The following is a 24,325-nucleotide window of genomic DNA, read 5'->3' as shown; positions in this document are numbered from 1 at the left end:
TCTAGGCCACCATTTACTACTAGGCCTGTTACTGGCCGTCGCTGCCATTGCAGTGGCCTAGTAACTCAGAGGCCTCGCGGATTGTGTACGGCTGATTTTTATTCCCCCAGTTCTGCTGCACGAAGTTGAGCAGGTTAGTAATCTGCGAATCTGTTAGGTCATCATGGCCTGGCATTACCTGGTTGTAGGCCACTCCATTCACGACTACCTCGCCCCGCATCCCTTGGCGAATAAGGCAGGGTAACTCAGTACGATGCTCGGCCACGTAGCTAGAGGCTGCAACGGGTGGGATGAGGCGTTTAAGCCCCTGGCCTTGCTCACCATGGCAGTTGGCACAGTGCGTGGCGTACAGTTGGGCCCCTTCGTTGCGGCGTTCCGTAAAGCAGCCGCTCAGGCTAGCCGCTAGGGTGAGGCCTAGGACGAGTCCTGCTGCTCCGAGCTTTGAAACGGTGAGCAGCCTATAGGTCATTTGGCGGCCGTAGCTTGGGCGTTGGCTTCTTCTTTCAGCAGCTCGGGCAGTTCCTTGATGAGGCGGTCAACCTCCGCCTTCTCCATGCCGTCGTAGAGGCCCCGGATGCGGCGGTGAGAATCAATAAGGGCAAACGTGCCGCTATGCGCATAGCCGCCCACTACGCCTTTGTCTACCTGCGCGGCCGTCATATAGGCGCGGGCCAGAGCAAAAATGGTGTCGTGGGGAGCCGTAGCGAAGTGCCAGCGCGATGCATCCTTGATGCCCAGGCGCTCCGCATAATCACGCAGCACTGGAATGGAGTCGTGAGCCGGATCAATGGTATGACTCAGGAACAGCACCTTGGGGTTGCCTTTGAACTGCTCGTACACGCGCAGCAGTTCACTCTGCATTTTAGGACAGATGCTGGGGCACGTAGCAAAGAAGAAATCCGTCACGTAGACCTTACCAGCGAAAGTCTGGTTCGTGATGGTTTGGCTGTCTTGGTTCGTAAGAGTAAAGGAAGGGACAGTGTAGGGAACGGTATCTGGGGCTGCCCCGCCGGCGCTGGCTACTACTTCTGGCTCACCTAAGTAGGGGAGGTGGGCTTCTGCGGTTGGTTTTTGAGTGCAGCTGGGTAGCGTGAGGCTGGCGCTTACTACTGCTATAATTAGGAGCAAGTGGCCTACGCTGCGCAAAAAGGAAATCTTCATGTAGAAAAGGAATTAGCGACTACCAGTCTTTAGTAACAAGCGCGCTGAGTCGATGCTAGTTCGAAAAAGGTGGCCTACCGAATCAATATACTGCTGCTGACTGGCGTAATACGCCAAGCGGCGGTCCACCTTAGTCGTGTCGGCGGGGCGGTGGTATTGGTGCATCCAGGACATCATCCCCGCATCGGCCGCCAATAGTGCCCGGCGTTGGCGGCTGGCCGCAACGGTATCAGTCGGAGCAGATTTCTGCAGTTGCTGCCGCAGGGCGTACAGTTGGTCCATTTGCGCCATCAGTTCATCGTGGCGAGCTAGCACGGCTTTCTCAGCAGCTTCTGCCTTCTGCTCATCGCTTTGCAAGGATAAGCACGACGAAAACAGCAGTAGCAGCGGAAGGTATCGGAGCATTTTCACGCCGCAAAGGTAAGGCTGGGGCGTGAGTATTCTGTGAGCTGGCCCTGACAAACCAAAGCAGCACAAGTAGACACTTGAGGACTAGCTCTGGCCTACTGCCACGAGTGCTGAGCCAGATAGTGCCAAAGAGCAGATCCTACTTCCCACACGCCCCATATTACTAGGCCACCTAAGGCGAAGAATACCAGCAACACGACTAACAGAAGCCCGCGCCCGCTGCCCTGATACTTGCCCTCGGCGTAATGACGGCGCAGCAGGCGTACGTTTCGGTCATTGGCTTTATAGGCGAAGTCAAAGATGTTGCCTATCACGGGGATGGCGCCAAATACGGTGTCGAGGATAACGTTCAGAAGCATTCTGACTACTAGCTGGCCGCTAGCTCCGTGCCGCATCATAGTCAGAATGAGGACCCCAGAAATAGCCAGCGAGGGTAGGCCACCCACCACCGGAATCAGGCCCATCAGCGGATCAAGACCGAAGCGCCAGTTAGTACCAGGTACCCGAAACTGGCTGTCCATCAGGCGAGAAATGCGCTCCACCCATTGCAGGCGGTTGTCTTGATCAAAAGTGCTCATGGTAGGGAGGAAAAGATAACCCTCCATACGGCATTTCAGCATCTGAGTAAACAATAGCAGTATAAGCAGTGACAAGATGTTGGCCCACTTATAACGCAAACCCCCCAGCAAGAGAACATCCTGCTGGGGGGCATTTAAGCTGCTACTGGGCAGGCCTAGATAGCTGGTTTTACTTCAAACTGAAAACGGGTGGATCCACTAAGGCCGTCGGCCGATAAGCCCTGTACCACTACTACATACGTCCCAGGCTGATCAGACGTGTAGAACTCGAGGGTAGTAGGGCCGGCGCTCGTAGTATTTACTTCCGGGTTCCAGTAAAGTAAGTTGCGCATATCAGGCAAGCGGCGTTGTTTTTCCTCCGCGCTGGCGTAGCTCGGCGAATAGAATTCCCGCTGGTACTGTAGCCCTTCATATTCTTGGATAAGGGCCCGAGGATTAAGTTCAAAGCCTGCCAAATCGCCCTTATACGTGCTATAGCTCACGATGCCATTATAGCGGGCGGCCCCTTGAAAATAGTTGCTGGTCATTACCTCCAGCTTTTGAATTTTTAGCGGGTCCATGGCCATTATCTTGTTGATATTGAACACGGGAACACCATCTAGCAGCACAAGCGGGTTTTCCTGAAAGATCGACTTGTTTATGTGGTCCATGACCATAAAGTGGAAGCCGTCTTTTCTAATGCGCACCTGTACCCCTGGGACGTACTCACGCATTACTTCTTCGAGCACCTTAAAACGGGTGTAGTCATCAAGCATGTATTTCTCATCGGGCTTGCCGTAGAACGCAATGCTATCGGTTAGTGGTGGCCGGCGATAAAGCGACTGTTGCTTTCCGAAATAAGCATTCTGGGTTTGCATCTCCAGACTACGATTCAGAATATCTTGCTGATTTCGTTCCGAAAAAGTGAAAGGTACGAGTGGCGCCTTGGGGTATTGTAATGAGAACGGGTTTAACAGCTCAATTTGATAGATGCTGTCTTTTTCGGTATTCGTTTGTACAATCAGATCGTTGGTGCTATACAGCCCCGAAGGCTCAAACTGTACCATGCCGTCGGCATTGCTCACGGAGTTATATAAGTCTATCTTCCGGCTGGGCGAGGCCAAGTAGGCCATAATTCCCGGAACTGGGTTGCCTGTTCCTATCTGGGTGATCCTACCCAAAATAGCTAGCCCGTTGAGTTCGGGCGAATAAGTGAAGTGCTTAGTAGGGGCAGTGAGAACCTCCGTCCAGCGGAAGCGGCTCCAGCCGTGAGTTAACATCAAGTTGTCACTAGCTTGTGCCGCTTCTGGGCCCGTAGCATTCACGTAATAGTCGGGGTTCTCAACCGTTCCCTTCAGGTCAGAGGTTAGCCACAGGTAGCTATTGATGTTGGGCAGAGCCGCGGCAGGAAGGGAATCAAGGCGAAAAACGGCCAGTGATGCATTAGCCGGAATAGGTTGAGCTTGCAAAGAAGATGTAGCCACCTGCAGACTAACTTTTTCACGCGTGCCGTAGGTCTTCTGGGACGTAGCCGCGGCAATAGTCAACTGATGGGCCGCCGGACGTGTGAAGTAGAGCCGCTCACACAAAGGCTTCTTCTCCTGATTGAATACTGTGAAGTGCGTGATGCCCTCAGCTAGCTCCTTTTTGTTAACAAGTACTGTGGCCTTGCCATCCTGCAAACGAGCAATAGCAGATACGGATACCTGTTGACGGGAGTGGCCTAGCAGTAGAAGTTCCTCGGAAGTACGCCCCACTACCGTCGATATAATATTTACTCTAAGTTGATCTGAGCCTGAATCCTCTACTCGCAATACAACTCCCTGTGCTGCTACGGACGGCAGCTTCCGTGAGAAAGCCTGCTTGGAGGGTAGTGTAAGCACCGCCGTATATACCGCACCCGCTTCTTTAGGCGTGAATACAAAGCTGCCCAAACCATATTTGAGGGTACTGAACGACGCAACTGCCGCGCCGCGCTCATCGAGGAGAGTACCAGTAGCAGCTATGCCTTTACCAGTTTTATCAACAATTTTAAAAGCTACTTTGCTGGGTACGTCCTTTAACATCGTCCCGCCTTCGGGAAAAAACTGTGCTGCGTAGGAGGCTGTATCCTTGGCGCTTTTCAGGCCTAGGGAGGTACGGGTATTAACAATAGTAATGGTGCTATGGAAGAAGTAATCGGCGGGGAAGTTCTTCATCCAGCTGGTGTAGGCCCGTATTGTATAGTTGCCGGATGCCAGGGAAGCGGGCAGGGCTAAAGAGCCTTGGCCTTTGGCTTGTTGGAGCTCCACCTTGGTCTGCAATACCGGCCGCTGGTCTTTGTCCAGTACTTCCACGTAGGCCACCTTGCTTAGGTCAAGCGGCCGATGCTGAATGCCATCTACTGCATTGATCTTAAACCACAGGAGTTCACCGCTGAGGTACAGGGGCCGGTCGAGGTGAAGGTATAGCTTCTCCTGCAGGGCCTGCTGACTGTATTCGGTAAATTGCTTTGTGAGAGAAGAGCTCATTTGGGCATATACCGTATGGCCAAAAAACACGCACACCAATAAAAGCTTAAGCGTCCGACTTATGCACATTGTATTTACTTGAGAAGGCATAGAGTATAAAACCTTATTGGAGTAAATGCATTAATAATAGAATAAGGCAATTACTTCCAGAAGTCGGGTCGCACATTGGTTCCACGAGTACGACAATCTACACAGTCAAGGGGGCCAGCTACCCAGCCCCAAAGTTCATTCGTCGGACCTTTATAGATGGGAAGTATTGGAATATACCGACCAAATTTGAAGGCTTCATCTCTCTGGGCATCTATAACAGAATCTGGCACTGAGCAAGCTGGGTAAGAATATCCATTTCCAGCAACCCAGCTGCGCGGTAGCTCATTGCGAGCAACGAAAATTCTTTGAACAGTTTCTGACTGTACGCCCACAAACCCTAAGGCTAGGATTTCTGGTTTACTAAGGCAATGTACATTGCCGGTTACCTGGCTTGGTAGGGGATCAAATAGGGTCCCAATGTTTTCCGTGTTTTTACCTAAGGCTTCCCAATATTCATACTCCTGCTGCGTGAGAGCATACTGCTTAACCAGAATGCTGTATTTATAACGCAGTTTTACAGAGTTTGATAATAACAGCTGCAAAGGATAGCGCGATACGATATTCTGACTAAGTTTTACTGTGTTACCAATTCTGATAGCAGTCGATTTTTCAGTTCCCCAGCAGTGATAAATATCATCTTTACGGAAGACGATATCTTTTTGCTTGTACTCCATTAAAGACTCAAAAGCAGAGGTAAACTGCCAAGTCTCATCGTAAGCCCATCTGTAATGACGTGCAGCAGTGTTAGCATCATGTGAGTTCACATAAAGCTGTAACCCTCGATCCGTAGCCTTCCAGGTTATAGAGTCAATAGGCGGCGTAGTTTTTACCTCTGTATAGTCAGAAACGTATTCTACTCCTGTACCGGTTTTTATATAGAGCCGGTAAGATTTTGCTGAATTTAAGGCTAACTGATCCGAAACATATGTGCCAGCATTCGTTTCTGGTAATTGATATCGCGGTCCGGTTTCCTGCTCGATATAGACTATAGCTTTGCGCTCAGGAATAGTAGCATTACTCTGTAGATTGACACTTTGTGAAAGCTTAATAGTGCTAATACCCTGGCTATTGATAAAGCCATCCACTACGAGGTAGCTTAGTTGCGACTCTGTTACTTCTGGCTCAAAGGGGGTAATGCAGCTGCCAAGTGCAAATAGCATCCCCAACAATAAAAGATATTTCATGCCGACAGAGTAAAATGGCTAGAACTTGAAGTTATAAGTGATGCTTGGAATAGGCTGCGCAAAAACAGACAGTTGGTAGCCCTTAATCTGCCCATTTACTGATTTAAAGTACACAGAATAAGGGTTCTTACGACCCGTTAGGTTATAGACCGAGAGCGTCCAGGAGCTGTGCGCCAGCTTTTGGACCTTGTGGTTGCCTTCTATATTAAAGGCAAAATCGGTGCGATAGTAATCAGGTACGCGGTACTCGTTTCTTTCTGAGTAATACACCCGCGTAGCGTTGCCGATGGTGTATTTAGCCAACGGCAGCGTAATAGGACGACCAGTGCTGTAGGTGAAATTAAGAGAGGTGCTAAAGCGTCGGCTAAACCGATAATTCCCGATCATGGTGAAGTCGTGGGGCTTATCGAAGTTGCTGGGATAGTATTTGCCTCCATTCACTACATCAGAAGTAGCCGGAGAATTAACTTGTACCAGTGAGCGGGAATAGGTATAGCTCACCCAGCCATTGATTTTGCCTGTCAGCTTCCGGACCATCACTTCCACACCATAGGCCTTGCCTTCCGCATTTACCACATCCGTTTCAATGTGGTGGTTAAGCAGCAGAGTAGCACCACTTTTGTAATCCACGAAGTCGTGCATAACCTTATAATAGGTCTCCACGGATGTTTCTATAGTATTGCTCTTGAAGTTGCGGTAGTAGCCCAGCGCTATCTGGTCGCTAACCTGTGGACGGATATCCGCATCACTCAGCTTCCAGGTATCAGTTGGCGACATAGAGGCCGTGTTAGACAGCATATGGATATACTGTCGCATGCGGTTAAAGCTAAACTTAACAGACGAGTTATCGGAGAGAGCATACTTTGCCGAAAGGCGGTACTCAGGGCCATGGTAAGTGGCAGCTACTTGCCCTGACTTATATGAAACCGTATCAGTTATAGTATTCTCACTTTTTGAGACGTTCGGTAAATACTGGTATACGTCTCGCGGACCCAGCGCATTATATAGGGAGTAACGCAGCCCGATAGATAAAGAAAAGCGGGGCGAAAAGTCTATCCGGTCCGAAGCATATAAGGCACTTTCTAGTCCCTTTTCGTGCGGTAATACATCACGAATAATCAACGATTCTGCACCGAGGGGCGACAGGCTTCCTGGCATGTTATCGTAGAGAATAGAGCTAACGCCGAAGTCAATGGTGTGCTTAGAACTGTAGAAGTAATTAAAATCAGCTTGAGCACTCGTCTGCCCAATTTTATACTGCAATCTAGAGGCATTAACCAGGTTCTCCTCGCTGGTAATGTTGTACTGATAGCGGCTCATTGCGCCCGTCAGGACGCCGTAAAGCTTATTATTAAAAATGTGCTTCCACTTGACGCTGCCGTTCAGGTTTTCATACTTGTACAGTGTGTCGTTGGCCAGCTTAAACTGGTCGTGGCTACTATAGGCAGTGACATAAACAGAATTTTTGTCGTTGATTTCGTGGCTGATGTGTGCGTTTACATCATAAAAAGAAGCAGAGCTTTGCTTGAGCTTGCTGTTAGGAAGCTTATGCAGCACCCAATCGGAGTAGCTCGTGCGGCCACTTAAAATAAATGCTGTTTTATCCTTGATAATGGGGCCTTCCAGCGTAAGACGACTTGTGAGTAAGCCAATGCCGCCTGCACCGGAGAATTTCTTCTTGTTCCCATCGCGCGTAGCAATATCTAAGACGGAAGAAAGGCGGCCGCCATATTTGGCTGGAATACCGCTCTTATATAGCTCTACCGATTTTAAAATATCAGGATTGAAGGCGGAGAAAAACCCAAATAAGTGCGAAGGATTGTAAACCGTCGCATCGTTAAACAAAATAAGGTTTTGATCAGTAGCGCCGCCTCGTACATTAAGGCCAGTGCTGCCCTCACCCACTGATTTTACACCAGGCAAAGTGAGTACTACTCGTAGAATATCCGCCTCGCCAAAAGCAGTTGGGACCTGTTTGATGGTTTTGATGTCAAGTCTTTCGACGCCCATCTGCATCCCCGAGACATTGCGGTCTTTTTCCGCTTCAATTACTACTTCTTTCAGCGTATTGATATCTTCCTCCATCTCAAGCTCCAGCTTACCATCGCTGTTGAGCATGATCAGCCGTTTAGAGTTTTTGATCCCAATGCCTCGTATTTTAAGCTCGTGGCGGCCTACGGGCAGAGTGAGGGAGTAATAGCCAAATTGGTCGGTAGAAGTACCAATGTTTGGTGTCTCAATGTACACGGAAGCTCCAATTACGGGCTCTCCCGATTTGCTCTCACGTACGTGGCCAGCCAGAGTAGCCGTTTTACCCGTTGCGGATCCTGCTAGGCCTATCTCTGCAACTGTAGCCTTAAGCGTGCCACCAGAGCGCGCTTTTGCGCGAGGACTTTGAGTGGCAGTAGCAGGCTCGTCTTCATAGGCCACCTGCCCACCATCAGGCCTGAAGTAACCAATGGGTAACTCCGTGCGGATAGATGAGCCTTCTGTTATGTAAACCCTGTTTCTAATATCAACTGCGAAGCGAAGGTTACTGCCCTTAAAAGTGCGTCGCAACACACTATCTAGAGGAATGGCAGTTTCATATACCGTAACGGCTACTTTCTGTACGTTAGTCGGGTCAAAAAAGAAGCGATAAGATGTCTTTGCTTCAACTTCCTTGGCAAATTGCTCAAACGTAGCTTTGTCTAAGTTCAAACTAATCAGAGGAGAGGTAGAAACTTGACCATAGCTTGAAAAGCCACTAAGCCATAAGAGAAGTAATAAGTATCGAACGTAAAATTTCTTCATGGTTAGGCAATAGAAATACAGCGGAACTGAAATTGAAGTAAAAAATAAAATCAATGAGTTGTCGAAGTAGAATATTGAGCTAGCTTTATTAAAGTAGTGGCTCTATTAGCTTTGTTGAATTTCAATTTATTGCTACGGGCATATTTTTGTATATCTGACTTATTTTCTGGGAATAAATCTGCTAAGTCATTTATGCTATTGATGTGGTAATAGTTATTATCTTTGAAGGCGTAATAATTAGTGTGCTCTGTAAATATGGCGTGAACGGCATTCTGTTCGGCTTTAGTTTTCATCTCCTTTTCCCATTTGGCATATACCTGTAAGCCTTTATCGAAAAGTAAGTCGTAAAATCCGGTAGTAATAATAGGTTTTGTAACGGGTTGAGCAATCAAACGCACAAACGTGTGGCCCTGAAGTTTAAAAGATTGCACCTTTTCATTTACCAGCCGAAACTTGAGTGAACTAGTAGGGTGTGTCAGTACTACTTGATCAAGGTGCGTATCATACAATAAAGGGATATTCGTAAAATAACGACCGTCATATTCAACTTCTCCTGGCTTCTCTTCAGGAATATTGAAAAATTGGTGGCCTACGTTATTGCGATAGTATTTGTTGTAAAAGATATATTCTGGCCCATTATATAAACGCGAATTAATAGTTGCGCCGCCAGTATGCTGTTGTAGAAAATTCGTGGAGGATGTTGAAACTAAAGAAGATTCGCCTCCGGAATTCTGACCTACAGAAGTGTGGCAAATTAAGAGCCCTGCAACTACTGGGCTTATTAGGTATAACTTGTTCATAAAGAGTAGCTAGTGCGATAAATAGTAGATTGGTTAACTAGCCTCTGACAAGTTGGGGCTAGGGCGGCTAGTAGTCGTTTTGCAGAAACTAAGATTATGCAGTGAATGAATGTTGAAGATGCAGTACAAACTACAATCTTTACTTCTTTTAGGTAAATTATATATAAGTAAACGTTTTAGGCCGTCTATCTATCCAGTTCTGATCTCAGATTGGAATAACGATTATAACATAGCAGGTTCAGTGTAGGAAGTTTACAAGGCAATAGCTCCTGCAAAGGCAAACTCTATAAGTAACATTGCGATACGATAACAGAGCTAAAGAAACGACTTTTCTGGGTATCGAGTAGGGCAAGAGAACCGAAAGGGTAGTTGGCTGTTTTATCACGCATGCTAGCAGCCTTTCTAAAGGTTGCTGGCTCCTTATTGCACTCCCCTAACCAACTTTACTATGCAAACACGCACATTAGGCCCGCGCGGCCCACAAGTTTCTGCCCTCGGTCTGGGCTGTATGGGTATGTCGGATTTTTATGCGGGCCGCAATGACGCGGAAAGCCTGCGCACCCTAGACCGAGCATTGGAGCTTGGTGTTACGTTTTTCGATACCGCCGATATGTACGGCCCCTTTACCAACGAAGAACTGGTAGGAAAAGCCCTGCAGGGGCGCCGGGATAGAGTGGTTTTGGCTACCAAGTTTGGAATTCAGCGCGACCCAAACGACCCTACCAAGCGGGGCATTAATGGTCGGCCGGAGTATGTGCGCCAAGCCTGCGAAGCCAGTTTGCGCCGGTTGGGTACTGACTATATTGACGTGTATTACCAGCACCGGGTAGACCCCAACACGCCTATTGAGGATACGGTGGGTGCTATGGCCGAACTGGTAAAAGAAGGTAAAGTCCGGTACCTAGGCCTATCTGAGGCGGCCGCTGACACCGTACGCCGGGCCCAGGCGGTACATCCTATCACGGCTTTGCAGACCGAATACTCGCTCTGGAGCCGCGACCCAGAAGATGAACTGCTCCAAACCTGCCAGGAGCTAGGTATTGGCTTTGTGGCCTACTCGCCATTGGGCCGTGGGTTCCTAACGGGGCAGATTCAGCGATTTGAAGATTTAGCAGAGGATGACTACCGTCGGCATACCCCGCGCTTCCAAGGAGAAAACTTCCAAAAGAACCTTGATCTGGTAGCTCGAATTCGAGAAATGGCTGAAGAGAAGGGGGGAACCCCAGGGCAACTGGCGCTGGCGTGGGTGCTGGCGCAAGGTGAGCATATTGTGCCTATTCCTGGTACCAAGCGCGTGCCTTACTTAGAGGAGAATGTGGGAGCCGCCGAAATTCAACTTAGCCTGGAGGACTTAGCGCGCATTGACCAGATTGCGCCCCAACAAGCAGCGGCTGGCCTACGCTACCCTGAACAAATGATGAATTCAGTAAACGGCTAAAGTTAGCATTTGCATGTGGTACTGAGGGTAAAACCTCGGAAGCTTCTGGTATCGCAGTACCGCTTACACAGAACAGCCCCCGACGTAAATACTAACGTCGGGGGCTGTTCTTTGTGGGATAAGGACCTTAACGGAATTACCGGCGCACAGGAGGAAGAAGATCAATCCAGCCATCCTCACTCACAACAATGGCTAACACCGCATAGCGGCTGCTTTCTACATAGCGCAAGGCTGAGTTGTAGCGGGAGCCGCGGGAAGAGTCACCTTTCTCAGTAGCTAGGCCATCCAAGATAGCGCCAATGGCATAGCAGGTACCGGCGGGGTCAATGAGCACGGCCCCATCAATGTTGGTAACCAAGCGCAGCACCGAGGGAGTCATAAGGCGCGGGGCCACCCGAAAGCACTGCCGAGTGAGGCGAGCAGCCTCCTGCGCGGCGCCTTCCGAAATAACGAGGATGGTGCCATTGGTCTGGGCTGTGGCCTTCAGCGTGAGCTCCCAGAGGTAAGCGGCGCCGGCGGCATCCACGGTCGGAAATACACGACGAATAGCCTGCGCAAAGTTCTCTTCATCCACGGTGCCCTGGGGTAGGCGGGGAGTGTTCGACACCACCTTCATCATAATGTGCCCATCATGATTCAACTCCCAACTGTAGTGCTTGGTGAAATCGACGGTGAACAGGGGCTCGTACTGCGGGTCGGTGCGCTCTACCAGGTAGCCAAGGCCAAACACATCCGTAGCATCAGTGAGCAAGGCATTGCGGTCCTCGCTAAGCTCTAGCAGCTTTCTGATGCGGCGGTAATCTCGCAGCGGAATAGGTGAATCGAGGGTAAGAATAGGTACCACGGCTGGGTGGTTACGCCGCGACACAATCATGGTGCCTACTCCTTCGTCGCCCTCATGGCGAAGGGCGGCTACGCCGTTACAGGCATCGTAAAGGCCATGGGTGCCTGCGGCGGCCCGCAGCATGAACCGGCGCCCGGCAGCTCGCAATACCTCGTTGTAGTCACGGTCTAGCACCGGGCGGTCATCGTCGGTATCTGACTCACGGAGCCCCCGGGAAGCATCCTGCAAAAACTCCTGAATAGTGGCCATCAACAGGGATGTTGAGCGGGTGCCCCCCTTACCTGGCAGCGAGTAATAATTCTGGTAGGCCTCTAGGGAAAGCTGCAGCACAATAATCACCTGATAATTGTACACCCCTACCGGCTGGGAGCAAAAGCTAACCCGCTCTTCCCGGTGTTTCGCCACAATGTCGTTGAGGGTATGCTCGGTGGCGCGACGCAGCAACTCATACCAGCGCTGCTTCTCGTACCGGTCGTGGTCGAGGGGGTGCAGATGGTAAACAACTTCGCGTGGCCCATCAGGCTCCAAAGAAGCCGCCCGCGCCTTAACCGCTGCAAAATCTGATGGCCGATACCGATGCGTAACGGGCTCAATAACTACAGCTTCGGGGTCGTCGGCTTCCCGGGCCGAAGCCAAGCCCAACAGAAAAACTTCCGGCTTTAATGTCCGATCGAGCAAATTGAACACGCCATCGGCAAAGAGCTGAGCCGAGACGCGGAAAAGACTTTGATTTTCCCACATAGGGTAGGCAGGCGGGGAGGGAGTGAGGGGCAAACCGTCAAATACGGAAAAAGCCAGTAGAAGGTGGTCGGGCAGACGGCAACTTTCCGGCCATTTTTCGCAAACATCCTTGTGCCTCGCGCGTTATAGCAGGAGCAGCAAGACCCGTATTTGGCCTTGTAAGTTTGGGAGCATCCGCGTATATTACTATAACCTTATGCCACTCGCCTTCCTCATTCCTAGTCCTATGCTGCTGGTAGCTCCCTTGTTGGTGCTGGCCCTTATGATGGGCTTGGCGGTGCTGGCTTTCACTACGGCCCACTGTGCGCAAAGCCACGGCCGGTCGTTCTGGCTCTGGTTTTTCTTAGGCTGGGCATTGCCATTAGTCTCCTTCTGCCTGTTGTTCGCGCTGGTGCTGAAGTACCACTTGAATCATGGCCAGCGCCTGCTCGACGACGCCAAAGCTATTTTGGCCGCGGCTGAAGAAGCAGAAAAAGTGCGCGAACGAGACGCCTAATCCCTCAAAGACTATTTATTGCTGCTGGGTGCTACGCAGCCAGCGGGTTACTCCCTGCGCCGCCCAAGCGCCCGTGCTGAAACAGCCCTGGAGCAGATAGCCGCCGGTAGGAGCTTCCCAGTCAAGCATCTCTCCGGCCACGAAGGTGCCGGGCCGCCGTTGCAACATCAGGTGCTCGTTCACCTCAGTCCAGGCCACCCCACCGGCAGTGCTGATGGCTTCTTCCAAGGGGCGTAGGCCACTAACCGGAAGGGGTAAGTGCGTAAGTAAATGGGCCAAAGCTACCGGCTCTGTAGGTAAAATAGGTGGGCCAACTTCTCGCAGTAAGGTCGGAATAGGCGGCCCTAAGCGTAAGGCGCTGGCCAAAAAAGAGGCCCAGGATGTTCCGCTCCGTCGCTGTGCCAGCCGCTCACGCAAGGCTGTCGGAGTTAAGTCAGGCTTTAGATTAAGCAAAAGCGTGGCTGTGGTTGAGTGGCCTAGCGCCTCCCGAATAGCTGGCGTAAGCGCATAAACCGGGGTGCCTTCCACGCCATATTCCGTGAGCATAAGCTCGCCCCGCACCGTGTGGGAGCCACAGGTAAGGGCAATGTTCTTGAGGGGAGTGCGCTTCACTTTCTGCTGAAAGAAAGCTGACCACGCTATTTCTGCTCCGCAGTTAGACGGCTGGAAGGGCACACACTGCACGCCTATGTGCTCTAGCGCAGCGGTCCAGCGGCCATCAGAACCGGTCTTGCTCCAGCTGGCCCCACCCAGGGCCAGTACCGTAGCAGCCGGACACACTGTAGTTTCTTCGCCGGTTGCGTCGTTGCGCAGGCGCAGGCCAGTAGCATCCGCGAAACCCAACCAGCGGTGCCGCGTCCGGATTTCTACTCCCAACTCGACTAGGCGCCCCACCCAGGCCCGCAGCAACTGTGCGGGCTTGTACTCGGCCGTGGGGAATACCCGGCCGCTGGTACCCACATAAGTAGCAATGCCTAAATCAGTGGTCCACTGGCGCAGATCAGCGGGGGAGAAGTGGCCTAGGAGCTCGTGAAAGCGGACAGAATGAAGCGCGTACCGGGTGGCAAAGTCTGGTAAAGGTTCAGAATTGGTCAGGTTAAAGCCGCCGTGGCCCGCTACCAAAAACTTACGGCCCACGGTGGCCTGCGCCTCATACACCACCACACGATGCCCCGCCTCCGCCAAGCGCTGGGCGGCTAGCAAACCGGCAGGTCCCCCGCCAACTATAGCTACCACGGCATCAGAATCAGATAAGCGCTGCATTCAGCAAAGGTAGTCGGGAGGCTAGTCACGAAAAGAGCAATTCCAGTTGAAAAGCTATTTTCTGCGTACCGTTGGGGTACTGATTAGTTGTTGAAACTGTATGGGTACGTATTCCATTCTTATTGGCCTGAGTTTGGCCATTGTACTTTCTTACTTATTTGACCTGGCAGCACGAGCCACTAAAATTCCCTCGGTGCTGATGCTGCTTCTTACGGGCATTGCCTTGCGGCAGGCCGCCGACTACTTCGATTTTACCTTGCCCATTCCGAAGGTGGTATTGGAAATATTCGGGGTTATTGGGTTGATTATGATAGTGTTGGAGGGGGCTTTGGACTTGAAGCTCTCCCGCGATAAGGCCCCACTTATTCGGCGTTCGTTTCTGGCTGCTGCGCTTATTTTGGTAGTGCAAGCAGTGGCCATTGCCTCCATACTACATCTTTGGCTAGGCGTAAGTTTTCAAACGTGTTTAGTAAATGCCGTGCCGCTTTCTGTAATCAGCTCGGCCATTGCTATTCCCAGTGTGGCCAGCTTGGTAGGGGAGAAACAAGAATTTATCGTTTATGAAAGCACGTTCTCCGACATCCTGGGGATTATGGCTTTCAACTTCGCCCTCCAAGATAACTTTGCCCAAGGCATGTCGGTGGTCACCTTCGGGCGCGATGTAGTAGCCGTGCTTGTGGTGGCCGTGTTGAGTACCGCCATGCTGGCCTTCCTGCTCGGGCGCATCCGGCTGCACGTCAAGTTTTTCCTGATTCTGGCGTTTTTGGTGCTTATGTACAGTGTTTCCAAAAAGCTGCATCTATCGTCGCTGCTGCTTGTGCTGGTGTTTGGCCTGGCAGTAAACAATGCCGAAATATTCTTGAAAGGTTCGCTGTTGCGGCGGTGGTTCCGGCCAGAGCAACTGGTGGCGGAAACCCATCAGTTGCGCAGTATCACCGCCGAGTCGGCTTTCCTGATTCGAACGTTCTTCTTTCTGCTGTTTGGGTTCAGCATCACGCTCAGTAGCCTTATGAGTGCTTCGCTACTACTGCAGGGCGTGATGATTGTAGCCGTTCTCACCGCAATTCGCTTTTTCTACCTCCGCTACATTGCGCGCGCCGACCTGATTCCGGAGCTATTCATTGCCCCCAAAGGCCTTATTACGGTACTGCTTTACTACAGTATTCCGGCGCAACACCGTATTGGGGAAGTAGGAGAGAACATTCTGTTCGTAGTTATCCTACTAACTGGCCTACTCATGATGGCAGGCTTACTGCTCGCGCCCAAAGACCCCGAAATAGGTGAGTATTAACTTAGTGATGCGCTGCCTCAATAGTATATGGCTGACTCTCTTGCTATAGCCATCACTCTAGGCCAGTGGAAAATCAACTTTCGCTTTCGCGGATAAGCTGCCGACGGTAGCTCGCCAGAATGCTGGATTTGAGAATGAAGCCTTGATAACGCTCATCGCTACCAATGACGGGAAGAGCCCAGGCGCCCAGTTCTTCCATACAGCGCAACGTATCCTGAATGGTATCGTCGGGGCGGACGGTGGCCGGAGGCTCGCCCATTAGGTCGCGCACGCGGGTGGTGTTATAGTGCTCATCGTCGAAGAGCGCGTCCCGGACGGTATCTAGGCTTATGACGCCATGCAGATGGCCTTCTTCATCCACCACCGGAAACAGGTTGCGAGTGGCGTGCCGGAACGCTGTTACCAACTCACCCAGGGTATCATCGGGGTGCACGGTCATGAAGTCGGTTTGTACCAGCATGTGCAGATCGAGCTGGGCTAGTAGGCCCCGGTCACGGTCGTGGTGAACGTATACGCCGCGCTGCACGAGTTTGCGGGTATACACCGAGTAAGGTTCAAAATACCGAGTGATGAGATATGAGCCTGAGGTAACCACCATAAGCGGCACAAACAAGGCATAGCCACCGGTAATTTCGGCAATCAAGAAGATACCAGTTAGCGGGGCGTGTACCACGCCGGCAAGCGTGCCGGCCATACCCAGCACAATAAAGTGGACTTCAGAGATGGGGTAAATGCCGCTCAGGTTGATTAGGCGAGCAAAAATAAACCCCATCAAAGCCCCCGCGAACAGTGAAGAGCCGAACATACCTCCATTGCCGCCGGAGCCAATTGTGATAGTTGTAGCTATCACTTTCAGCAGCATACTACCAACTGCCACCAGCAGCAACAGGCCTACGCTATCGTCGCGGTAGACCGCAAACAGAGAGCCGTCCACGAGCTGCTCGGCGTGGCCACCCAGTAGCAGTTGCACAATATTGTAGCCCTCGCCATACAAGGGCGGGAAAACAAATACCAGCAGCCCGAGGCTCAAGCCCCCCACCAATACTTTGCGGTAGGTGCCGTGCCAGCGCTCGAAGAACTTATCGGCCCAGAAGTATACCCGGATCATGTAAACCGACAGGAGAGCCGTGAAGCCTGCGAGCATTAGGTAAAACGGCACAGCATCAACGGGCCAGCTGGTGGTAATCAGCACGAACGGTTGGCCCGCATAGAGCGCCTTTGACACCACCGTAGCAGTTGCTGAGGAAATAAGCAGCGGCACGAAAAATGCCGCCGACAGCTCTGAAAGAATTACCTCTACGGCAAAAAGTACCCCGGCAATAGGTGAGTTAAAGATGGCTGCTACCCCTGCCGCTGCGCCGCACCCCGTGAGCAGCCGCCGCTCCCGGCGGCCTATGCGCAACACCCGGGCCGTATTGGAGCCAATGGCAGAGCCCGTCACGGAAATAGGGGCCTCTAAACCCGCCGAGCCCCCGAAGGTTACCGTCAGAAAAGACGAAACTAACTGGGAGTACAGCTTACTACGCGGCACAACACTGCCTTGGCGGGCAATATTATAGATAATGGGGCCAATGCCGCGCCCCAAGTTGCCACCCAAGAAGTAGCGCGTAAAGAGCACCGTTAGCGCAACCCCAATGATAGGGTAGAGCGACAGGGCAAATACCCTATACTGCTCGGGCACCCAGGCATAGAGCCGGTGCTGCGCATCGTGCACGGAGGTTTTGAGAATAACCGCCGCCAGCCCGGCGAAGACGCCTACCAGTACGCTCACCAGAATGAGGTACACTCGGTCGTTGAGATGACGCAAGCGCCACAACAACAGAGGACTCAGTAACCGATGAATAGTATTTTTAGGCATATCCACGCAAGTGAAACCGTTGACCGCCCGAAAATTCTCCGTAGCCGTCAGCCAACCCCGCTGTAACAACGGCAAAAGCACCGTGGCGCGCAAGAAGCTCGCCACTTTCTCCAAAAGCTCCTGCGCAGACAGATTTAATATCTCTTCTGCCGCACTCGAAGGAGGAAGAGCACTTTATACCACCCTAGGCCACTATGTAACCTACTGGCCTAGGGCGGGCACGCCCAAGCCGGCTCCAAGCAACTCCAGCTTCACTTGTTGCATGATTCGGCTTTTCTGCTGAATGACGCCCCGGCGGTAGTCTTCAGAATCAGTCCAGAAGTACACCCGCAGATCGGCGGTTGTGGCGGTGGCTTTTTCGAGATTAACGTACGGTTTGCGCGGCGACTGCTGCACATCCGGCACGGAGCGCAGGTAATCCAGAATCACGTTTATAGCCGTATCGGGAACCACATCTTCGCCTAGCTCCACCGTCACCAGAAACTCTTGGCGCAGGTTGCCATCCCGAGTGAAATTGGTTAGTGGCTCTTTCAGAACCATGGAGTTGGGTAAGAAGATATGCTTGCCATCGAAGGTGCGCATAAGCGTAGTGCGCAGATTGAGGGCTTCCACGTGCCCAATCAAGTCCCGGACCTGCACGGTGTCGTTAATGTGGAAGGGGCGGTTGAAGGCTAGAATAACCCCGGCCAGAAAATTCTCGGCAATGTCCTTAAAGGCAAAACCAACCACAAAAGCCGACACGCCGGCCGCCCCAATCATACTCCCTACAATACCCGAAAACCCCAGTATGTTGAAGGCTAGAACCAACCCCGTCAGTACCACCACCCACTTACTGATGTTGGCTAAGAAGTCGGGCAGTAGCGGGTCGGAGGAGCGGGCCCGCAAGCGACTGCCAAGCAGGCCACTGGCTCGATTAGCAATAAAAACTGCAATCAATAGCAGCACAATGGCAATCAGCAGTTTGGGAAGAATAAAGACAAACTGCTGCCAGTAAGCCGACAGCACGCGGTGAAAATCCTCTAGCATACACAGAAAAGTTACTTGCCCAATGAGCCAATGCAGAAGCCCCGCGACACGAGGTCAGCGGGGCTTTACACAGGGTATACGCACGAACGTGGGACTATGGTTCAGGGCTAGGCCAGTCGGGCCGGTTCATCCAGCGCCAGAAAACCAAGCCTCCTACAGCGTAAGCTACCACATCAAGGAGGTCAGCGGTGGCGCGGGCATCATAGTGTGGCAAGATGCCCTCAAACCACACCGAGGTGACCAACCAGAAGCTGAAAATCCAGGAAGTAGGCAGCACAAATCCTGGCCGCCGGAAGTACCAGCGCCTCATGGCGTACAGCATGAGGGTAAGCTGAAGGGGTAGTGCTAGCGCATCGCCCAGATGCGCCCGAATCAGGCTGGGCAGCACCGGCCACTGGGCCGATACCGGTCCGCCATACTTATAGGCCGCAAGTACTAGATAGACTCCAGCGCCTAGCAGAAATATAGGGTGGCGCAGTTCCCTAGGCCACTTCATCCGGCTAGTAGCGTAAGTAGCCAGACCATAAACGACACCATGGCCGCAAAGGCTAGCTGCCCACCCCGAATGATCTTCTTGAAAAAGCGAGTGGAAGAGCTGTCGTCGGGGTTGATCTGGATTTGCAGAAACGATGGCAATGGCTCATCGGCCTGCTTCTGCCGGGCTTGCTCACTACGCAAGCGCTGCGGGTCCAAGAGCTGCCCACACCGCTCGCACCGATCGTCGGGGCGCTGCTGCCAATTACTCCAAAAGCCGCAAGCCGGGCACTTTTTAGAGGCACTGAGCAGGGAATTGTCTTCGGGCATAAAGAGGGGAGGGCAAGCAAAACGGCCGGTGCAAAGGTAGCAGGGCCTAGGCCACTCTACCAGCCTACACCACCTGGGTCGAATGTGCCCCGTTCTGTTGGCTCTACAACCCGCCAGCCCCCTCCTCGGTTCAGCGAACAGAGCACTAGCCCGCGACTACCGTCACAAGCCACACAAAAAACGATACAATAGCCGCAAAGGCCAGTTGCCCACCCCGAATGATATATTTAAAAAACTTCAGTGCGGGGCTGTCCTCCGGCTTGATCTCAACTAGAAGCACCGGCGACAGCGGCGCTTCAGCTTGCTCCTGACGCCTCTGGTCGCTGGCGGCCCGGTGGGGCTCCAGCTCCTGCCCGCAGTGCTGGCAGTGGTCGGTGGGTTGCTGGTGCCATTCGGTCCAGAGGCCGCAGTGTGGGCATTTTTTGGTGGCAACAAAGGAGGCATCAGACATAGGCAAAAGGTCGGCCGCGGGCAGTGGGGGCGGCGCACCCGGCTACACAGGCAAGACGCCGGCCACCAATGGGAGCCGCTGCGCAGGAAAGATTCCTTAGGAAAGACGCCAATCGGAGCGCAGTAGTTACAAAGCAGCTCAGACAATACCGAAACAGCACATTCTGCTGACTGCGCTCAAACGCAGGGCGTACCAGTGCTATAATGTAGAGACGCCAGGAGCAGCGTCTCTACAATATATCCTCAATGACGTCCTTGGCAAAGTGAAGACGGTCTAGGCCAGTCGCTGAGCAGGAAAATGCTAAGTGTGGCACTCACTTTTGCTCTACAGCTCCATGATATCCTCATTCCAGAGCGTAGGCTCGTCGCGGATGAAATCCTGCATCATCTGCACGCACTCCGGCAGGTTCAGGATTTCCACTTCCACCCCGTGGCTTTCCAGGAAAGCGCGGGATTCGCCAAACGTCTGGTCTTCACCTACTACCACCTTGGGTATCTTGAACTGCACGATGGTGCCAGCGCACATGTAGCAAGGCATGAGGGTGGTATAGAGCACGGTGTCGCGGTAGGAGCGCTGGCGGCCGGCGTTGTAGAGGGCGTCCATTTCGCCGTGCTTGATGGGATTGTCTTCCTGCACGCGCTTGTTGCGGCCGCGGCTTACAATTTCGTCGCCCCGGCGCAGCACCGAGCCAATTGGAATGCCACCTTCTTGACGACCTTGTAGTGCCTCCTCAATGGCGGCCTGCATGAACTTGTCCATAGTATTTTTAGTAGAGCCTAACCGTTGCGCTAGGCCAGTGGTAGAGTAGGTAGAGAGCTGCAATTTATGGCTTATACCGCATTTAGTAGCCTAGCGGGCGCAAATACCGCGGTAGGGGCAGTACTGGCACTTATCTAAGTCGTCGGTCTTGCGGATGGGTTCCTGCGGGTCCAAAATGCGGTTAACGATGCGGCCTAACAGTTGCTCGCTGTGCTGCACGAAGTCCTGGCCGCCTTCCGTAAGAAAAGTCATATCGGCCGTCATGGGGCCAGCGCTGAGGTTGCGTAGGGAGATGATGGCGGCATCGGCGGCGGGGCGGCCACCGTGAGCCAGCATCAGGCGGTACAACCAGAGCTGCCGCACTTTATCGGCGCTAGAGGTGGCATCCGTAACTAGATGCTCCACGGCATCGGTGGGGCCTTCGCCGCGCTTGAGTAAGCGAAGGTCGTAGGCCTGTACGAGTCCTGTTTTATAGTCAATTACGCGCAAGCGGCCATCGGGCAATTGATCAACACGGTCGGCAAAGCCTATAAGGCTCACGGGCAGCTTCTCGCCCGACGGTAGGCCGACGTAGACGGTTGCCTGCAAAGCCTCTTCCAGGCTCTGCACTTGCAGGGGCAAGGCGCCCGGCTGCTCCAATAAACCCTCTAAATAGCGGCGTACTAATTGAGTAGCTACCTGGCCTAGCACGTGGTTGAGGCCCTCGTCGGCGCGGGCATGACGGCCTTCTTCTTCCTTGCGCAGCGCTTTTGCCACCATAATAGGCGCCAGCTTCACTAGGCCTGGTATATCTGTAGCTGTAATGGGTTGCTGGCGCTGCTGGAAGGGCTGCATCAACTCCTCCAGGGCCTCGTGCACCACGGTGCCAAACCCGTCGGGGCCAAGGGCTTCTTCTACCTCATCGTTCTCGCGGAAATGGGCCACCCGCTGGAAATAGAACTGCAGAGAGCAGTTCAGGTACTGGTTAAGGGCCGTAGGCGAGAGGCCTTTGGTGAGCACCTCCCGCAGGGCCAAGAGCATGCCGGCATCCTTTTCCAGTACAATGTCGCCGGGTGATTCTTTTTCCCGCTCCAGCGTCAATGCATGAGCCGAAGTGGTGGGCGGGAGAGCCGACAGCGGGGAAGCGGGCTCATCGGCGGGGGAGGTCACCGTTAAGTCTTGGAGGCGTAGGCCAGGGCTCTGGGGCACTAGGTCATTTTCAATTTGCAGCAGAAAGCGGCTCCGCTCACCGGTGCGGGTGCCCTCGGCGCCGGGCAAAATGTGGAGCAGGTCTACCTGCCGGGCGCGCTGCAGCAGGCGCCAGAACTGGTGGGCCGTGGCGGCTTCGTGGTCGGCGTAGGTGGGGAGCTGGAAAGTGGTGAGTACGTCGTACGGGAACAGGGAGCTGTGGCGCTTAGGGGCCGGTAGCACGTTCTCGTTGCAGCTCAGAATGATGATATGATCAAAGTCGAGGGCGCGGGTTTCCAGCAAACCCATCACCTGCACATCGGCAATGGGCTCCCCACTGAACGGCAGACGAGTGCTTTTCATCTGCTCGTATAAGAACCGCCGGAATGAACGCACCGACAGGCGCTGCTCCCGGCAATCGAATACCGAGTCTAGCCGCTTTACCAGCGTGAAAAACAAGTACAGGTACTCAGCCTCAATAGCGGAATGCTGATCTTGATACGCCTTTTTGAGCAAATCAATGAGCGTGTAGCAGGCCGCAATAATGTCGTCGCAGTTGTTCCAGGTAGTAAACAAGGCCTGAATAAGGGGGTGGTGCTGGCCCCAGGCTTGCAGCTCCTCGGCTGTGAGCAGCACGGCGTGGCGCTTCACAATAGTGCGGCATACCTTATCAAGCAGGCCATGGTAGTTCTCTTCCGGTTGCTTATCGAGCCATTGCTGGTAGCGCCGCAGAAACGGGTGCTGCAGCAACTTGCTCACGGCTAAATGGTGGTAGCGCGGTATGCCGTAGCCGGTTTCGGCGGAGCCCTCACGCACACCAGTCAGGTGCACCTCAAACAGCAAATCCACGAGATTGAACAGGGGAGTGCTCTGGAAGCTCAGACCCATGGTCACGTTGTACTCGGGCACCGCATCGAGCGGGAGGCCGTGCAAGACGGGCAATAGCAACGTTTCGTCGGGGAGCACCACGGCAACTTTAACGCTGGGGTTTTCGCGCCGTGATTCTGCTAGTAGCTGGCCCGCCACCTTTCCCTGCATAGAGGCGTTTGCCACCCCCACGAACCGGATGTCGCGCGGCAAGCCCCGCAGTAGGTCGGCCGGACCACCCAGGTTCTCATTGGGCAGCTCGAAAATATCCTGGTAGCGGCGGATGTGCTGACCGGCGCGGTTGGGTGAGCCGGGTTCCAGGTAAAACGTGTCCCCATCGAAATGCACCTCGGCCCGCCGGGCCTTCCGAAGCAGTCGGATCAGCTTTTCCTCGGCTTTTGAAAGGGAGCCCAGCCCTATAAACACATGCTGGGGCAGCGTTTCATCGGCCTCCAGGCGGGTCTGAATCTTATTGACGGCCAAGCGATACGCTAGGCCAGGATACGCTAGGTGGGTGCGTTCCATTTGGCGACGCAGGCGGCGGTACACCTTCTCTAGGTCGTCCCAGAAACGGAAGTAAGCAGCCGTGGTGCTCTGTGGGGCAGGCTCGTTGCTGAGCTCCCAGCGTTCCAGCGCCTTGGCCTGCGACAGGTACTCAAATATCTTTTTGGGGGAGGCTAGGTTCTGATCGAGGCTGGAGAAGTCCTGCAGCAGCAACCCCGACCAGCCCACAAACTGGTCGAAATCCAGCTTGGGGTCGATGTCGCGCAGAATCTCAAACAGCAGCAGCTGCAGGGCAATAGGCTCCTCTACCTGTACGCCGGCTAGCTCCACCATGTAGTCCTCCATGGCTGCAATGCGTGGGCTCCAAACGGCTCGGCCCGCCTCAGCGGCCAGGCTCAGCTCATTCTGCAGATACACCACTGCCCGGCGCGTGGGCACTACCACCACCAGGTCCGACAGCTCGTCCGTGGGGCCGTATTTCGCCACCAGTTCCCGGGCCATACGCGTGAGGAAAGGCGTGGCGGCGGGAAGCGTAGCGGTAGGAGCAGGGGAGGTAAGCGGAGCGGCGGGGAAGGAAATCATAGGGAAGTAAAGATACGGCTAGTGGGCGGTAGTCTTGCCGTGGTAGAAGAATCTGGGAGGGCACTCGGTTCCAAAACTGCCGTTCACGGAGTGGCCTAGCACAAGCGCCACCTTAACCCTGAAGCCTGTGCGGCTCGTACCAGTGGCTATAACTCAACTGCAACTGTTCATTCCTGATGGATCCTACTCAACTAAGTCTCGAACTACGCTACGGCAAAAGCCCCGACCTTAACCGCCGCCGCTGGATTATTGGCCTCTCCCTGCTGGGCGTAGCCGCCGGCCAAATTGTGAGCATGTACCAGACCGGTATCATCCACCACCTGCCCGACCCACCCGTTGGCCCCTTCGACTCCGATAAGGTAGATGCCTCCGACTATGGGTACAAGCGCATGGATACCCCCGACGCGCTGCCCATGATTGTAACCTATGGCCTCACGGCCTGCCTGGCCGGGGCGGGTGGCCTACATCGGGCCAGCAAACAGCCGGCTATTCCGGTAGCCATGGGCCTCAAAACCCTGTTCGATACTGTTACGACGCTGAAGCTAGGCCAGGAGGAGTGGAAGGAAAATAAAGCCTTATGCTTCTACTGCCAGGTGGCCTCGGTAGCCTCCATTGCCTCACTGGCGCTGGCCGTGCCTGAGGCTATCAAAGGGCTAAAAAACTTGCTGCGCCGCTAATCAGTACAGGCTGCAATACAACAAGAAGAGGCCGGAGGTCCTGCTTGCCACAAG

At 53.3% G+C, this 24,325-nt stretch carries 21 protein-coding genes; 4 read left to right on the top strand and 17 right to left on the bottom strand.

Annotation, left to right across the window (positions count from 1 at the left end; all coding sequences use genetic code 11):
* Positions 1 to 28: 28 nt before the first annotated feature.
* The 8 genes from EU557_RS14355 to EU557_RS14320 form a co-directional block, all read right to left on the bottom strand.
* Positions 29 to 469: a c-type cytochrome gene (locus EU557_RS14355; RefSeq protein WP_135531158.1), complete on the bottom strand. Its 441-nt coding sequence runs from the start codon at positions 467 to 469 to the stop codon at positions 29 to 31.
* Positions 466 to 1,161 carry an SCO family protein gene (locus EU557_RS14350; protein ID WP_135531157.1) on the bottom strand — a complete coding sequence of 232 codons (696 nt, stop codon included), beginning with the start codon at positions 1,159 to 1,161 and terminating at the stop codon, positions 466 to 468. The genes EU557_RS14355 and EU557_RS14350 overlap by 4 nt, the downstream gene beginning before the upstream one ends.
* A 12-nt stretch (positions 1,162 to 1,173) precedes the next feature.
* The gene (locus tag EU557_RS14345; protein ID WP_135531156.1) at positions 1,174 to 1,566 is read right to left on the bottom strand and encodes a hypothetical protein; all 393 of its coding nucleotides are present in this window, start codon (positions 1,564 to 1,566) and stop codon (positions 1,174 to 1,176) included.
* Positions 1,567 to 1,664: 98 nt separating this feature from the next.
* Positions 1,665 to 2,147 carry a DUF4112 domain-containing protein gene (locus EU557_RS14340; RefSeq protein WP_245326278.1) on the bottom strand — a complete coding sequence of 161 codons (483 nt, stop codon included), beginning with the start codon at positions 2,145 to 2,147 and terminating at the stop codon, positions 1,665 to 1,667.
* Between the two features lie 155 nt (positions 2,148 to 2,302).
* Entirely contained in the window at positions 2,303 to 4,636 is a 2,334-nt protein-coding gene (locus tag EU557_RS14335; RefSeq protein WP_135531154.1) for a hypothetical protein, read from the bottom strand.
* 140 nt (positions 4,637 to 4,776) lie between these two features.
* The gene (locus EU557_RS14330) at positions 4,777 to 5,910 is read right to left on the bottom strand and encodes a DUF4249 domain-containing protein (protein ID WP_135531153.1); all 1,134 of its coding nucleotides are present in this window, start codon (positions 5,908 to 5,910) and stop codon (positions 4,777 to 4,779) included.
* A gap of 18 nt (positions 5,911 to 5,928) precedes the next feature.
* Complete coding sequence (locus tag EU557_RS14325; protein WP_135531152.1) at positions 5,929 to 8,703, bottom strand: TonB-dependent receptor; 2,775 nt, start codon at positions 8,701 to 8,703, stop codon at positions 5,929 to 5,931.
* A 50-nt stretch (positions 8,704 to 8,753) separates the two neighbouring features.
* Entirely contained in the window at positions 8,754 to 9,503 is a 750-nt protein-coding gene (locus tag EU557_RS14320; RefSeq protein ID WP_135531151.1) for a hypothetical protein, read from the bottom strand.
* A gap of 448 nt (positions 9,504 to 9,951) precedes the next feature.
* Between EU557_RS14320 and EU557_RS14315 the strand changes: the two genes are divergently transcribed.
* Positions 9,952 to 10,941, top strand: a complete 990-nt coding sequence (locus tag EU557_RS14315) for an aldo/keto reductase (protein ID WP_135531150.1) — start codon at positions 9,952 to 9,954, stop codon at positions 10,939 to 10,941.
* 136 nt (positions 10,942 to 11,077) lie between these two features.
* Here the strand turns inward: EU557_RS14315 and EU557_RS14310 are convergent, their stop codons facing one another.
* Positions 11,078 to 12,526 carry a diadenylate cyclase gene (locus tag EU557_RS14310; protein WP_135531149.1) on the bottom strand — a complete coding sequence of 483 codons (1,449 nt, stop codon included), beginning with the start codon at positions 12,524 to 12,526 and terminating at the stop codon, positions 11,078 to 11,080.
* Between the two features lie 226 nt (positions 12,527 to 12,752).
* Between EU557_RS14310 and EU557_RS14305 the strand changes: the two genes are divergently transcribed.
* Positions 12,753 to 13,022 (top strand): hypothetical protein, encoded by a 270-nt coding sequence (locus EU557_RS14305; protein WP_135531148.1) that lies wholly within the window; start codon positions 12,753 to 12,755, stop codon positions 13,020 to 13,022.
* 15 nt (positions 13,023 to 13,037) lie between these two features.
* Here the strand turns inward: EU557_RS14305 and EU557_RS14300 are convergent, their stop codons facing one another.
* Complete coding sequence (locus EU557_RS14300; RefSeq protein ID WP_135531147.1) at positions 13,038 to 14,285, bottom strand: BaiN/RdsA family NAD(P)/FAD-dependent oxidoreductase; 1,248 nt, start codon at positions 14,283 to 14,285, stop codon at positions 13,038 to 13,040.
* Positions 14,286 to 14,385: 100 nt separating this feature from the next.
* Here EU557_RS14300 and EU557_RS14295 point away from each other — a divergent pair, with 100 nt between their 5' ends.
* On the top strand, positions 14,386 to 15,576 hold the full coding sequence (locus EU557_RS14295) for a cation:proton antiporter domain-containing protein (RefSeq protein ID WP_135531146.1): 1,191 nt from the start codon (positions 14,386 to 14,388) through the stop codon (positions 15,574 to 15,576).
* 73 nt (positions 15,577 to 15,649) lie between these two features.
* On the opposite strand, the gene EU557_RS14290 is transcribed toward EU557_RS14295, so the two are convergent.
* From EU557_RS14290 to EU557_RS14260, 7 genes are all read right to left on the bottom strand, one after another.
* On the bottom strand, positions 15,650 to 17,434 hold the full coding sequence (locus EU557_RS14290) for a chloride channel protein (protein ID WP_135531145.1): 1,785 nt from the start codon (positions 17,432 to 17,434) through the stop codon (positions 15,650 to 15,652).
* 201 nt (positions 17,435 to 17,635) lie between these two features.
* Positions 17,636 to 18,460 (bottom strand): mechanosensitive ion channel family protein, encoded by an 825-nt coding sequence (locus EU557_RS14285; protein ID WP_135531144.1) that lies wholly within the window; start codon positions 18,458 to 18,460, stop codon positions 17,636 to 17,638.
* Positions 18,461 to 18,554: 94 nt separating this feature from the next.
* Entirely contained in the window at positions 18,555 to 18,956 is a 402-nt protein-coding gene (locus tag EU557_RS14280) for a hypothetical protein (RefSeq protein WP_135531143.1), read from the bottom strand.
* Complete coding sequence (locus EU557_RS14275; RefSeq protein ID WP_135531142.1) at positions 18,953 to 19,264, bottom strand: hypothetical protein; 312 nt, start codon at positions 19,262 to 19,264, stop codon at positions 18,953 to 18,955. The genes EU557_RS14280 and EU557_RS14275 overlap by 4 nt, the downstream gene beginning before the upstream one ends.
* A 145-nt stretch (positions 19,265 to 19,409) precedes the next feature.
* A complete protein-coding gene (locus tag EU557_RS14270) occupies positions 19,410 to 19,715 on the bottom strand; it encodes a hypothetical protein (protein WP_135531141.1) in 306 nt (101 codons plus the stop codon).
* Positions 19,716 to 20,039: 324 nt separating this feature from the next.
* Complete coding sequence (locus EU557_RS14265) at positions 20,040 to 20,474, bottom strand: nucleoside deaminase (RefSeq protein ID WP_135531140.1); 435 nt, start codon at positions 20,472 to 20,474, stop codon at positions 20,040 to 20,042.
* 90 nt (positions 20,475 to 20,564) lie between these two features.
* Positions 20,565 to 23,594, bottom strand: coding sequence for a PD-(D/E)XK nuclease family protein (locus tag EU557_RS14260; RefSeq protein ID WP_245326277.1), 3,030 nt, complete (start codon positions 23,592 to 23,594; stop codon positions 20,565 to 20,567).
* A 176-nt stretch (positions 23,595 to 23,770) separates the two neighbouring features.
* On the opposite strand from EU557_RS14260, the gene EU557_RS14255 reads away from it, so the two are divergent.
* Entirely contained in the window at positions 23,771 to 24,271 is a 501-nt protein-coding gene (locus EU557_RS14255) for a vitamin K epoxide reductase family protein (RefSeq protein ID WP_135531139.1), read from the top strand.
* The last annotated feature ends 54 nt before the right edge of the window (positions 24,272 to 24,325 follow it).

Source organism: Hymenobacter wooponensis (genome assembly GCF_004745865.1).
Taxonomy (GTDB): Bacteria; Bacteroidota; Bacteroidia; order Cytophagales; family Hymenobacteraceae; genus Hymenobacter; species Hymenobacter wooponensis.
This window is presented reverse-complemented; position numbering and strand designations above follow the sequence as displayed.

Bases quoted from the DNA above. Each gene is read 5' to 3' on its own strand.
- EU557_RS14355 (WP_135531158.1), bottom strand. From the start codon at position 469: ATGACCTATAGGCTGCTCACCGTTTCAAAGCTCGGAGCAGCAGGACTC.
- EU557_RS14350 (WP_135531157.1), bottom strand. From the start codon at position 1,161: ATGAAGATTTCCTTTTTGCGCAGCGTAGGCCACTTGCTCCTAATTATA.
- EU557_RS14345 (WP_135531156.1), bottom strand. From the start codon at position 1,566: ATGCTCCGATACCTTCCGCTGCTACTGCTGTTTTCGTCGTGCTTATCC.
- EU557_RS14340 (WP_245326278.1), bottom strand. From the start codon at position 2,147: ATGAGCACTTTTGATCAAGACAACCGCCTGCAATGGGTGGAGCGCATT.
- EU557_RS14335 (WP_135531154.1), bottom strand. From the start codon at position 4,636: ATGAGCTCTTCTCTCACAAAGCAATTTACCGAATACAGTCAGCAGGCC.
- EU557_RS14330 (WP_135531153.1), bottom strand. From the start codon at position 5,910: ATGAAATATCTTTTATTGTTGGGGATGCTATTTGCACTTGGCAGCTGC.
- EU557_RS14325 (WP_135531152.1), bottom strand. From the start codon at position 8,703: ATGAAGAAATTTTACGTTCGATACTTATTACTTCTCTTATGGCTTAGT.
- EU557_RS14320 (WP_135531151.1), bottom strand. From the start codon at position 9,503: ATGAACAAGTTATACCTAATAAGCCCAGTAGTTGCAGGGCTCTTAATT.
- EU557_RS14315 (WP_135531150.1), top strand. From the start codon at position 9,952: ATGCAAACACGCACATTAGGCCCGCGCGGCCCACAAGTTTCTGCCCTC.
- EU557_RS14310 (WP_135531149.1), bottom strand. From the start codon at position 12,526: ATGTGGGAAAATCAAAGTCTTTTCCGCGTCTCGGCTCAGCTCTTTGCC.
- EU557_RS14305 (WP_135531148.1), top strand. From the start codon at position 12,753: ATGCTGCTGGTAGCTCCCTTGTTGGTGCTGGCCCTTATGATGGGCTTG.
- EU557_RS14300 (WP_135531147.1), bottom strand. From the start codon at position 14,285: ATGCAGCGCTTATCTGATTCTGATGCCGTGGTAGCTATAGTTGGCGGG.
- EU557_RS14295 (WP_135531146.1), top strand. From the start codon at position 14,386: ATGGGTACGTATTCCATTCTTATTGGCCTGAGTTTGGCCATTGTACTT.
- EU557_RS14290 (WP_135531145.1), bottom strand. From the start codon at position 17,434: ATGCCTAAAAATACTATTCATCGGTTACTGAGTCCTCTGTTGTTGTGG.
- EU557_RS14285 (WP_135531144.1), bottom strand. From the start codon at position 18,460: ATGCTAGAGGATTTTCACCGCGTGCTGTCGGCTTACTGGCAGCAGTTT.
- EU557_RS14280 (WP_135531143.1), bottom strand. From the start codon at position 18,956: ATGAAGTGGCCTAGGGAACTGCGCCACCCTATATTTCTGCTAGGCGCT.
- EU557_RS14275 (WP_135531142.1), bottom strand. From the start codon at position 19,264: ATGCCCGAAGACAATTCCCTGCTCAGTGCCTCTAAAAAGTGCCCGGCT.
- EU557_RS14270 (WP_135531141.1), bottom strand. From the start codon at position 19,715: ATGTCTGATGCCTCCTTTGTTGCCACCAAAAAATGCCCACACTGCGGC.
- EU557_RS14265 (WP_135531140.1), bottom strand. From the start codon at position 20,474: ATGGACAAGTTCATGCAGGCCGCCATTGAGGAGGCACTACAAGGTCGT.
- EU557_RS14260 (WP_245326277.1), bottom strand. From the start codon at position 23,594: ATGATTTCCTTCCCCGCCGCTCCGCTTACCTCCCCTGCTCCTACCGCT.
- EU557_RS14255 (WP_135531139.1), top strand. From the start codon at position 23,771: ATGGATCCTACTCAACTAAGTCTCGAACTACGCTACGGCAAAAGCCCC.